Genomic DNA, 11,664 nt, shown 5'->3' on the forward strand with positions numbered 1-11,664 from the left:
CGCCGCCTCAGCGCTTTCCCCGCGCGTCGACGGGCCAGACTTCGACCAGGGTGTCGGCCCGGACCACGTGATAGGCGTCGTAGAGATTGACCGTTGGATCGCAGTGTGGGGTCATCAACTCAACCCTGTCGCCCAGGGCAGGAACAGGCGCCCCTTGCGGGAACCGCAGCATCCCATGCTCGTCTCCGAAGAAGGCATAGGTGGCGCCCGCCGGCCCGCCAGACATCAGCTCCGGATTTGGCCCTTCGGTCGCAAAGCTCTTCAACCCGGCGTCAGTGGTTACATAGCCACCGGGAATAACGGCGCCGTTCCGGCTGACGACGGCGGTCTGCACGAAGAGGGCGGTCTCGAAGTTGGGGCCGTTCAGCCCGGCCGCCATCGCGCGATGATAGTCGACGTCCATAAAGACGTAGGAGCCGGCTTGGATTTCGGTGAAGACCCCGGACGCCGCGTCGATCTCGTGCGTGCCTGTGCCAGAACCCGTGACGATCGGAACCTCGATCCCCTCGGCCCGCAAGGCGGCGACCAGGCGGCCCAGGATCGAGAGCCTGACCCGCGCTCGCTCCAACTGCTCCGCCCGCTCGGCGATGTGCTGGATGTGCCCTGAATACGATTGGACGCCCCTGAACCGCAGCGCCGTGGCCTCTGCAGCGGCGCGAGCGAGCGAAAGCACGTCATCCTCGGTGGCGGCCCCGGTGCGGTGATGCCCGGCGGAATAGTCGGCCAGCACACCCAGTTCGATCCCGGCCGCTGCTGCGGCGGCGGCCAAGACCGCGAGATTGCTGAGATCGTCGACCGCTACGGTCAATCCGAGATGAGCCCGGGCCGCAAGCGCGACAAGCCGCTCGATCTTCGACGGCGTCACCTGGGGCGAGGTTATGTGGACGCCAGGGAGGCCGCCCGCAACCATGATCTCGGCCTCGCCCAAGGTGGTGCAGCAGATGCCGATCGCCCCCGCCGCCACCTGCATCCTGGCGATCGTCACCGACTTGTGGGTCTTGCAATGCGGACGAAGCGCGACGCCGCGCCCTTTCATTCGCGCCGCCATGATGGCGATGTTGCGCTCAAGAGCGTCCAGATCGACGCAGAGCGCGGGGGTGTCCAGACGCGCTCGGCCGCCCGGCGCGCCGATCAGGGAAATATTGGGATTAGTCCAGGTCACGAAATGTCTCCTTGGGCGCCGGGCCAGGCCGCTGGCCACGCGAGCACGGCCTCGACCGCGGACGCCACGGCGAGCAGCGCCAGGTCCTCGCCAGGTCGGCCCACCAGTTGAAGGCCGATCGGTAGACCGTCGGGATCCAGGCCGCAGGGCAACGAGATAGCCGGGCAGCCCAGCAGCGACAGGACATGGGTGAGCAGGAACCAGTCGCTGTATGCCTCGAAACTCACCCCGGCTACGGAGGCAGGTTCGATAAGCTCGACCCCGAAAGCGGGCGTGATTGTTGTGGGGCAGATCAGCACGTCGAAGTCGTCCATCAAGGCGGCGAAGCCGTAGTACAGACGGGCCCGGATGGCCTCGGCCCGGGCGATGTCATCGGCGCCGAGGGCGAGCCCGCGCTCGATCTCATGCCGCACATGGTTGGGGAGCGCTTGGCCGTGTTCGGTCAACAGAGGGCCCAAACTCGCCAGCCGTGCGCCGCGCAGAATGTTGACGGCGATCTTTCCATCCACGAGATCGGGAGACACTGGCCGCACGTCGAGGCCGGCGGCCTCCAGCGCCTTTAGGGCGCCCTGGCAGCCGGCCAGGACCGTGGGCTCGACAATGCAGATCCCGCCAAGGTCCGGCGACCAAGCCACGCGCAGACGGTCGAGCGGAGGAGCAGCGGCTGCCGCCCGTCTGGCCGAGCCAACCAGATCGCGGCTAAGGGGATCGGACGGATCACGGCCAGCCATGGCGTCGAACAGCAAGGCGACGTCGCCCACCGAGCGGGCCATGGGGCCGCAGACGCTGAGCAGGTCAAAGGGGAGCGTCCGTGGTCCGAAGGGTACGACCCCTGGGCTGGGCCGGAAGCCTACCACACCGCAGAACGCGGCGGGCATACGCAGCGAACCCCCAAGGTCGCTGCCAGTGGCAAGCCAGGCCTCCCGCGCCGCGAGCGCTGCGGCCGCCCCTCCGGACGAACCACCCGCTGTGCGCGACAGGTGCCACGGATTGCGAGTCGATCCGAAGACCGGGTTCGTGCAGCCCCCGCCGAAGGCAAGCTCCGGCACGTTCGACTTGGCGATAATGATCGCTCCGCGCCGCCGCAAGCGCTGGACAAGGACGTCATCGCGCGTCGCTTGGGCATGGGCGAAGGGCTTGAAGCCCTGGGTGGTCGGCAGTCCCGTGACGTCGTGCTGATCCTTGATCACCACGGGCAGGCCGTGAAGTACGCCTTGGGATCGAACCTTCTGTGGCAGCGCATCGAACCCTGCCGCCGCCTCGCGTGCCCTCTCGAAGTCACGGATGGGCAGGGCGTTGATGACCCCGTCGACGGCTTCGATGCGTGTGATCGCCGCCTCGACGACTTCCGCCGCGGACACCTCGCGACTCTGCAAGAGACCGTTGACGTGCGCAGCCGATCGATCCGCCAAGTTGGACATGTCGAAGGGTCCTTTCATAGCGGCCCGTCAGAACTAGTTCGCTGACCTCGGCGGCCCAGCCTCGGTTCCGAAAGCCAGCACCCTCGAGGTCTCATCCAGGCCGAAGAGAGCAGCCAGATGGGGACGGCGCATGAGTTCGAAAACACCCGCCAGGCTGCCTGCGCCAGTGACGCCGATGTCCAGAGCCTCCCGGCCGGACTCAGCGGCGTTCAATCGGGCGGCGGTCGCAACAGCGGGGGTGTCCTCGATAGCCATGAAACCGTCGATGCGCGATTGCAGGATCGGCCACGCCGCGGCCGAGGCCTCGCCAGCCGCCAGCATGTGCATCTCGGTGTGAAGGTCGCCTTCGACCCGTGAAGGCTCGAACCGCACAGCGCTCTCCAGCAGGCACGCCGCCGTCTCGGGCTCGACGATAATGAACTTTGGACGGTGCTCGCCCAGCACCTCGCTGAGGACGCCGGAGACCCCGGCCGCCAGCCCCCCGACCCCGCCCTGCAGGAACACGTGGGTCGGAAGTTGTTCGGACGACAGTTGCTCCAACAGTTCCAGTACCATGACGCCATAGCCGCGCATGACGCGGTGTACAGTCTGATCGTTTGGATCGCTGGTGTCTGAGATCAGCAGCCAGCCTTCGCGTTCGGCGTCCGCCTTGGCCACTCGCACGGAGTCATCGTAGGTGCCTGGCGTCCGGACCACTTGCGCGCCGAGGGCGCGGATGGCGTCCGCCTTATATTCCAAGGCGTTCTCATGCATGTAGACGACGGCGGAGCAGCCGAGCCGGCTGGCGGCGAAGGCGACGGAGCGGCCGTGGTTGCCATCCGTCGCGCAGCAGAGCGTCACCGGCCCGTCGCCGCCGATCTCCCGAAGCTTTAAGGCGGCCGCGTAGGCGCCCCCCAGGCTCTTGAAACTTCCCTGTCCCAGTCGCCCTGACTCGTCCTTGAGCAGGACCTGGCCGAGCTTGAGCTCGGCGGCGACGGCGTTGAGCGGCCGAAGCGGCGACGGCGCGTATCCCGGCCAATGCCTGATTTCACGGCGCGCGTCTTCAGCGGCAGCCCGCGTCGTGATGCGGGCTTCTTCCGGGGTATAGGGGCCGCGAGTGGCAAAGGGATTTAAGACGAGCCGCATGGATCGATCCTCCGACAATAACCGCAAGCGCTACTGCGCAAGTAAAATTCAATCCAAACTATCAATCAGCTGTGCTCAAAATCCGCAAAATCGGGCCAAAATTGCCGTAGATGAGCACATTTTTGCTGATATCGCCGAAATTCTGCGATGTCAGGCGTCATACATTGATTTAAGATCGACTCTTGAATGCTGTAGAAGCAGCTGATCGTTCCTTGCGGGGATTTTGGCGCGCCATGTCCAACTATAAGATCGACGACTTCGACCGCCGACTGCTTGAAGTGTTGCAGGAGAACAACCTCATACCCGCCGAACGCATCGCCGAACGGGTCGGACTGTCGGTCTCCGCGGTTCAGCGACGCGCGCGACGGCTGCGCAAGGAGCAGGTGATAGTTGCCGATGTGTCTGTGGTCGAACCCAAGGCGGTAGGCCGAGGCGCGGCCTTCATTGTCGAGGTCACCTTGGAGCGGGAAAGCCGCGAGATCGTGGAGGCATTCAAGGCCCGCATTCGTGTCGCCCCCGAAGTCCAACAGTGCTTCTACGTGACCGGTGATGCGGACTTCGTTCTGTTCGTCACCGCCAGGGATATTGCTGACTATGAAAGTATCATCGAGCGGCTGTTCAACGATCGCGGCATCCGCAAGTTCAAGACCGCTGTCGTGCTCAGTACAGTCAAGACGTCGCTTTTGGTGCCGATCGGCGAGGAGCGGCGCTGATAGCGGTTCCACCTAGCTTTTGGAGGCAACCGACGAGGCGGGGGCGGACCGCCAGCAGATTTCTCCCAGCAGGATCAACGCCGCAGGCAAGACTAAAATGCGGATGACGAAGGCGTCGACGAACACGGCGAAGGCAAGACCGAAACCGATCTGCTTCAGCTCTTGTAGGCCCACGAACATGAAGCTTGCGAAGACCGATATCATAATTATGGCGGCGCTGGTGACCACCCCCGCTGAGCTCGTCACCCCTTGGTAGATCGCGTCGCGGACGTTCTTACCTTCGAGCACCGCCTCGCGGATGCGGCTGAGAACGAAGACTTGGTAGTCCATGGAGAGCCCGAACAGGATGACGAATAGGAACATCGGAATCCGTGAGCCGACGAACCCGCCCGGCGGCAGCCCGAATAGGCTCTCGGCCCAGCCATATTGGAAGAGCGCCACCAGCGCCCCCAGGGCCGCAGCGGCAGAGAGCAGATTGAGCAAGCAGCCGATCACTCCGATCACCAGGGAGCGAAACGCCGTGGCCATGATCACGAAGGTCACCAGGAGCACGCCCCCCACGACCAGCGGCAGGTGCTCGGCTTGGTGTCTGACATAGTCGAGCGAACGGGCGACTTGCCCGGAGACTGCGTACTCCGCGCCTGGAATACCGCCTATGAAGGCGGGGACAAGCTGACCTCGCAGCGCTTGAAGTGACAGCGCGCCGTCGGGGGAGTTCGCGCCTTTGGTGATCGGCGTCTCGAGGGTCGTTACACGGGCATCGGCCGAAATCCGGATTCTGGGGGTCAGGTTGGCGGCGAACGGGCTGGTCATTTGAGCCTGCCGGGCGAGGGCCGCGAGGGCCTGCGCGACTTCTCGTGATTGCGAGGGGTGGGCGCGGACGACCACCAAATGGGCGACTCCCTGATCGGGGAACTTTTGCGTCAGGCGGTCGTAGGCGGCGACGGCGGGGATGGAGCGTGGAAAAGTATCCACGCCCTCCACGCTCAGTCGAAGATTCGCCACCGGCAGCGCGAGGATGACGATCAGGCCGATCGCGGCCACGAGCGACAGCGCGGGCCGGGCCATCACCGGCTTCAGGATGGCCGGCCAGATACGCTGCGCGACCGGGGGCTGGCTGATCTCAACCTGTTTTTTTTGCCAGCGGCCCGAAAACCGGCCGAGTTTAGTCAAGAGCGCCGGCAAGACGGTCAACGAGCCGATCATGGCGATGAGCACGACGAGGATCGAGCCGGTAGCGATCGAGGTCGATACGACGTCGTCGGCCGCGTAGAGGCCGAAGAGCGAGGCCATTACCGCGAAGGCCGACAGGACGATCGCACGGCCCGCAGTCGCCGCGGCGCGATTGACCGCCCCCTCATAGCCGGCGCGCTCGTCGTCCAGCAGGCGCTCCTCGCGCACGCGCTTCACGTAGAGCAGGGAATAGTCGACCCCCACCGCCATCCCCATCATCAGGATTATGTTGGCGACGGCCCCTCCAACGTCTGGAAACAGATAGGTCGTCAGGGGATAGATCCCGAACGACGCGGCGATCGCGGTCAGGGCCAGGATGAGCGGCAGCCCTGCCGCGACGATTGAGCCGAACACCACGAACAGTATGACGAGCGTGATCGGCAGCGTGATCAACTCGGCTCGCCGGAGATCCGCGCCGAGCTGGGTTTCGACGCCCACGCTGATCGAGGCCCCCCCGGTCTGGGCCAGGAGGAGACTAGGATGACTAGCCTGGACGACCGCTACGTCCGCCTTCACCGACGCAACCCCCCGCTTAGCGACCTTGAGTTCACCTCGCATCACGATGGGGACCATGACCGCCGCACCGTCGGACGACGTCGTCGCGCGACCCACCTCCGCCACAGCCGGGTTGGCGGTCAGCCGCTGCGCCAGGTCGGCGCGCGCCGACCTGGCTTCCGCCATGTTCAGATCGCCGCGCCTGGAGGTTATAAGCACCTTGTCGACCACGGGCTGGAAGAGGCCCGCGCCCTCGGCCATGGCCTCTGCGCGGCCGGCCTCGCCGATCCAGTAGTCACGGCTCTCCGCGGGATTGGCCGCCACCAATCGCCCGGCGAACAGGCAAGCCGCCACGAAGACGACCCATCCGCCTATGGCCAGCCATGGGTGGCGTGCGCTCCAGCGGGCGGCCACCAGGGTCATCGACGGCGTCCTCATGGCTTCATCTCGCAGTTGGGGGTTCGCCATCGATGATCGGCGTTTGCTGAGGCGTCAGGGCCGGTCGCCAGCTTTGGCTGTCTCGGCCAGGTGTTGGCGGGCGATGACCACTTTCTGCACCTCGGACGCGCCCTCGTAGATCCGGAGCGCGCGGATCTCCCGGTACAGCACTTCGACGGGTACGCCGTGGACCACGCCGAGACCGCCAAACATCTGCACGGCCTTGTCTATAGTCAGCTGCGCCGACTCCGTGGCGTGGAGCTTCGCCATGGCGGCTTCCCGCGTATTGCGACGTCCAAGTACGTCGCGCGTCCAGCCGGCGCGGTAGATCAGGAGCGCGGAGGTGTCGATGTCGAGCGCCATCTCGGCGAGCTTGCTCTGGGTGATGGCGTTGCCGGCCAGGACCCCGCCCCCGAAGACGCGGGTGGAGGCGCGGCTCGTCGCCTCATCGAGCGCCCGGCGCGCGAACCCGAGGGCGGCGGCGCCGACCGTCGTCCGGAATATGTCCAGGGTCGCCATGGCCTGGGCGAAGCCCGCGCCGGAGACGCCCAGCAGAGCGCTGGCCGGCAAATGGCACGCGTCGAACCGGAGCGTCGCCAGCGGATGCGGCGCCATCACCTGAATCCTTTCTGCGATGGTCAGCCCAGGCGTCGCTGCATCAACGATGAACGCCGATACACCCTTGGCTCCCGGCGCTTCGCCGGTCCGCGCGAACACGACGTAATAGTCGGCTATCCCTCCGTTGGAGATGAAGGTCTTGGCGCCGTCCAGGCGGTAGCCGTCACCCTCGACAATCGCCGTCATTTCCAGATTGGCGACGTCCGAACCAGCCTTCGGCTCCGTCAGGGCGAAGGCCGCCATCGCGCGGCCCTGGGCGACCGCCGGCAGGTAGGCCGCCTGCTGATCAGGTGACCCGAACAGGCTGATGGTCCCGCTCCCCAGTCCCTGCATCGCGAACACGAAGTCGGCCAGACCGGAATAGCGCGCCAGAGTCTCGCGGATGATGCTCAGGGAACGGACGTCGAGGACATCGCGAACCCCGCCATGCGCGGCCGGAACGGCGTGCCGCAACCAGCCGCCGTCGCCCAAGCGCTGAAGCAGGTGGCGGCACTGGCCGTCAATGTCCGTCTCGCAATGCGCCAAAGGAGCGAGTTCGACCTCGCACCAGGCCTCCAGCTCAACGGCGAGGCGCCGATGGTCGGCGTCGAGAAAGGGCCACTCCAGGAAGCTATGATCTGACACTAGTCGCCCTCGAACACGGGTTGGCGCGACGTCGAGAACGCCTCGAACGCGCGGCGGAAGTCTTGCGTCTGCATGCAGATTGCCTGGGCCTGAGCCTCCATCTCGATTGCGGTCTCGAGGCTGACGTTCCATTCGTGATGGAGCTGCGTTTTGGTGACGCCATGCGCGAAGGTCGGCCCGGCGGCGAGCGCTGCTGCGATCTCGCCCACGACGGCCACCAGGACTTCGGGATCCACCAGCCGATTGAGGAAACCCCAGCGCTCACCTTCATCGGCGGTCATCACCCGGCCAGTGAAGAGCAGCTCGCTTGCCCTGCCTTGGCCGATGATCCTCGGCAAGATCGCGCAGGCGCCCATGTCGCATCCGGCCAGGCCCACTCGCGTGAACAGGAAGGCAGTCTTCGTGCGTGGCGTGGCGATGCGAATGTCCGAAGCCATGGCCAGGATTGCGCCAGCTCCGACACAGACCCCATCGATCGCGGCAATAATCGGTTGCGGACAAGCTCGCATGGCCTTGACCAAGTCGCCGGTCATCCGTGTGAAAGCCAGGAGCTGGGGCATCGTCTGGCTGGTGAGCGGCCCGATAATTTCGTGAACGTCGCCGCCGGAACAGAAGTTTCCGCCCGCCCCCGTGATAACCACGACCTTCACCTCGGGTGCGAACACGAGATCCCGGAACAGATCACGCAGCTCGGCGTAGCTGTCGAAGGTCAGCGGATTCTTGCGGGCTGGACGGTCAAGGGTGACCGTCCCAACGCCGTCGGAGAAGCTCCACTGGAAATGGGTCGGTCGATAGTCGGCTGCGACGATCATGGTTGCAACTCCGTTTGGCTGCGGCGAGCGCCCCGCCCTTGCGCGACGGTATGATCGAACCTCATCCGACCTCGCCCCCGGAGATCGCGAGCGCCAGGCCGTTGATTGATCGGTTTTCTGGCCGGCAGATCCAGTGGACGGCGGAGGCGACTTCCACTGGGTCGATCAGCCGCCGCTGAGGGTTGAATCTGGTCATGTCCTCACGCGCCACGTCGGCGGCTCGGCCGGTACGCTGGACGATAGTCGCGATGGCCTCGGCGACGAGGTCGGTGTCGCAGAAGCTGGGGCACACCGCGTTCACAGTCAGGTTGGTGAGCGCGAACTCCATCGCCAGGGCCCGCGTCAGCCCCACGGCTCCGTGCTTGGCGGCGCTGTAGGCGGCCGTATAGGCGTAGCCTTTCAGGCCGGCGGTGCTGGCGACGTTGACGATCCGACCATGGGCGGCGGCGCGTAGGTCCGGCAGGGCGGCCTGACAAGTGTGATGCAGAGCATCGAGGTTGACGCTCATCACCCGGCGCCAAGTGTCGAAGTCGAGCTTGCTGAAGGGCGCCGTGGCGGCCGCACCAGCATTGTTGACGAGAATGGAGATCGGGCCGTTCGCGGCGCGGGCCGCGTCGAAGGCGAGGCCGACAGCGATTGGATCCGTGACATCTGCGGCAACCACAAACGGGCTGTTGGCGAGCGCGCCCGCAACGATCCGCAGAGGGCCTTCGCGACGCCCTACCAGGGTAACCATCGCCCCAGCGCGGTCGAGCGCGACCGCGATCGCTGCGCCGATACCAGTTCCACCTCCCGTCACCAAGGCATGGCTGCCATCAAGACTCGTCATGCTCTTCCCTGGTGCCTCGCTCATTTATTTGAAGCTTAAACTATCTTGACTCCAACGGCTGTCAAGGTGATTGCGTTCGCGCCTTCGAGGCGGCGCTGAAGCCGAGATTCGGGCCCCTTACGGCCTCGGCGCCCCCGGCGCCATGTCCGCGAGAACGGACGCCCAGCCAGCTTCTGGACAGTCTTCGAGCGCCGCGATTCCACGCTCGAACCGGCGGTCGAACAGGTTCGCGAGGTCGAGGCCCCCGCTGCGGACGGTTCGCACAATAGCCACGGTACCGACCGGAGTCATTGGAGTCGGAAAGTCGACTCAGGCAACTGCGCCAGTTGATAACAATGCGGATTGCCTTGTACTATTAATCGATTATGTCTGATAAATCACCCCGTAAACCGGGATCACGGCAGCGATAAATCACCTCTCGAATTCACCAGCTGGCAGGAAGCTCGCGACAGCCCGATCGACCATCGGGGCGTCTGTGCTTCCGCCTATCGTCAAGGGACCTGATCGATGACAGTCGCCGCCGTGCCGCGGACCCAGACCAAATCCGGCTATCGATATCTCGTCGTCGGGGTCTTGGCGGTCGTCTACACCTTCAATTTCCTAGATCGACAAATTCTGTCGATTCTAAACGAGCCGATCCGCGAGGAACTTGGGCTCTCCGACACCGAACTCGGTCTGCTGAGCGGCCTCGCCTTCGCAATGTTCTATACGACGTTCGGCATTCCCGTGGCGTGGCTGGCCGATCGCGCCAATCGGGTCCGCATCATCGCCCTTGCCTGCACTATCTGGAGCCTCTGCTGCGCCGCCTGCGGCCTGGCCACCAATTTCGCCCAATTGGCCGCGGGTCGGGTCGGCGTCGGTATCGGCGAAGCCGGCGGGGCTCCTCCGTCATATTCCTTGATCTCGGACTATTTCCCGCCTGAGGAACGAGGCAAGGCGCTGGCGCTCTTCTCGCTGGGCGTACCCTTTGGTTCGATGATCGGCGCAGCGGCGGGCGGCTGGATCGCCGCCGCCTACGGATGGCGAATGGCGTTCTTCGTGGTGGGACTTCCAGGGGTGATCCTGGCGCTCCTGACCCTGATCCTGGTGCGCGAACCCAAACGGGGCGGCCTCGACCCGACCGCAGACGGCGCTACGGCCCATCAAGCCAGCCCGCCGCTGCTCAGCGCGATTGGCGCCTTCTTCGCCGAACGGACCCTGGTTCTGGTCGCGCTCTCTTCGGGCCTATCGGCGTTTGTCGGCTACGCGATGCTCTCCTGGAACCCGGCCTTTCTGATCCGGGTGAAAGGCATGAGCCTGAGCGAGGTTGCGATCTATTACAGCCTGGTCCTCGGCGTCACCGGGATCATCGGCACCCTCAGCGCAGGCTGGCTCGCCGACTGGCTCGGGAAGCGCGATCGCCGGTGGTATGCGTGGATCCCGGCTGTCGCCTTTGCGATCTCGATCCCTTTCTTGGCGGCCGCTCTCTACGCGCGGAGTTGGCAAATGGCCCTCGCCTTCCTCAGCGTTCCCACTTTGCTCAAGATCATGTATCTGGCGCCGGCTATCGCCGTGATCCAAAATTCGGTACCCCCGGGCCGTCGAACCGTTTCTTCGGCGATTCTGCTGTTCGCGTTGAACATGATCGGGTTGGGGGGCGGCCCCTTGTTCGTTGGCATGATCTCCGATTTTGCCAAGGCGCAGTACGGCGACCAGTCCTTGACCATCGGGCTAGGAGCGCTGATTCCGGTGATCGTGCTCACCGTCGGCGCGCACATCGCCGCGGCGCGTTCGATTGGTCGCGACGCATCCAAAGCTTGAGGCCAAGAACGACCCTACCCCTCAGAGCCCCTTGAGGATTCCCTCGACCATCTTCTTGGCGTCGCCGAACAGCATCATGGTGTTGTCCCGGAAGAACAGTTCGTTCTCGACCCCGGCATAGCCGGAGGACATCCCGCGCTTCACGAACAGCACGGTGCGGGCCTTTTCCACGTCCAGGATCGGCATGCCGTAGATGGCGCTGGTCTTGTCGGTCTTGGCGGCGGGGTTGGTGACGTCGTTGGCCCCGATGACGAAGGCCACGTCGGCCACCGGGAACTCGGCGTTGATGTCCTCCAGCTCGAAGACCTCGTCATAGGGGACGTTGGCCTCGGCCAGCAGCACGTTCATGTGGCCCGGCATCCGGCCGGCGACGGGGTGGATGGCGTACTTCACC

10 protein-coding genes are annotated in these 11,664 nt (G+C 65.1%); 2 read left to right on the forward strand and 8 right to left on the reverse strand.

The window, feature by feature from the left end:
• Positions 1–7 precede the first annotated feature (7 nt).
• The 3 genes from V6M51_RS13305 to V6M51_RS13315 are packed head-to-tail and all read right to left on the reverse strand — an operon-like array spanning position 8 to position 3,708.
• Complete coding sequence (locus V6M51_RS13305) at positions 8–1,162, reverse strand: DSD1 family PLP-dependent enzyme (RefSeq protein ID WP_332767879.1); 1,155 nt, start codon at positions 1,160–1,162, stop codon at positions 8–10.
• Entirely contained in the window at positions 1,159–2,583 is a 1,425-nt protein-coding gene (locus V6M51_RS13310) for an amidase (RefSeq protein ID WP_332767881.1), read from the reverse strand. The genes V6M51_RS13305 and V6M51_RS13310 overlap by 4 nt, the downstream gene beginning before the upstream one ends.
• Positions 2,584–2,616: 33 nt before the next feature.
• On the reverse strand, positions 2,617–3,708 hold the full coding sequence (locus V6M51_RS13315; protein ID WP_332767883.1) for a diaminopropionate ammonia-lyase: 1,092 nt from the start codon (positions 3,706–3,708) through the stop codon (positions 2,617–2,619).
• 233 nt (positions 3,709–3,941) lie between these two features.
• On the opposite strand from V6M51_RS13315, the gene V6M51_RS13320 reads away from it, so the two are divergent.
• Positions 3,942–4,421, forward strand: a complete 480-nt coding sequence (locus V6M51_RS13320) for an Lrp/AsnC family transcriptional regulator (protein WP_332767884.1) — start codon at positions 3,942–3,944, stop codon at positions 4,419–4,421.
• A gap of 12 nt (positions 4,422–4,433) precedes the next feature.
• Here V6M51_RS13320 and V6M51_RS13325 read toward each other — a convergent pair whose 3' ends face one another.
• The 4 genes from V6M51_RS13325 to V6M51_RS13340 form a co-directional block, all read right to left on the reverse strand.
• The gene (locus V6M51_RS13325) at positions 4,434–6,572 is read right to left on the reverse strand and encodes an MMPL family transporter (protein WP_332767885.1); all 2,139 of its coding nucleotides are present in this window, start codon (positions 6,570–6,572) and stop codon (positions 4,434–4,436) included.
• A gap of 69 nt (positions 6,573–6,641) precedes the next feature.
• Positions 6,642–7,829 (reverse strand): acyl-CoA dehydrogenase family protein, encoded by a 1,188-nt coding sequence (locus V6M51_RS13330; protein ID WP_332767886.1) that lies wholly within the window; start codon positions 7,827–7,829, stop codon positions 6,642–6,644.
• The gene (locus V6M51_RS13335; protein WP_332767888.1) at positions 7,829–8,641 is read right to left on the reverse strand and encodes an enoyl-CoA hydratase family protein; all 813 of its coding nucleotides are present in this window, start codon (positions 8,639–8,641) and stop codon (positions 7,829–7,831) included. Before V6M51_RS13335 ends, V6M51_RS13330 begins: the two co-directional genes overlap by 1 nt.
• Before the next feature lie 61 nt (positions 8,642–8,702).
• Positions 8,703–9,470, reverse strand: coding sequence for an SDR family NAD(P)-dependent oxidoreductase (locus V6M51_RS13340; protein WP_332767889.1), 768 nt, complete (start codon positions 9,468–9,470; stop codon positions 8,703–8,705).
• A gap of 507 nt (positions 9,471–9,977) precedes the next feature.
• Between V6M51_RS13340 and V6M51_RS13345 the strand changes: the two genes are divergently transcribed.
• The gene (locus tag V6M51_RS13345; protein WP_332767890.1) at positions 9,978–11,270 is read left to right on the forward strand and encodes a spinster family MFS transporter; all 1,293 of its coding nucleotides are present in this window, start codon (positions 9,978–9,980) and stop codon (positions 11,268–11,270) included.
• 21 nt (positions 11,271–11,291) lie between these two features.
• Here V6M51_RS13345 and V6M51_RS13350 read toward each other — a convergent pair.
• On the reverse strand, positions 11,292–11,664 hold a 373-nt coding region (locus V6M51_RS13350; RefSeq protein WP_332767891.1), incomplete at its 5' end, for an NAD(P)(+) transhydrogenase (Re/Si-specific) subunit beta.

Source organism: Phenylobacterium sp., assembly GCF_036677185.1.
Taxonomy (GTDB): Bacteria; Pseudomonadota; Alphaproteobacteria; order Caulobacterales; family Caulobacteraceae; genus Phenylobacterium.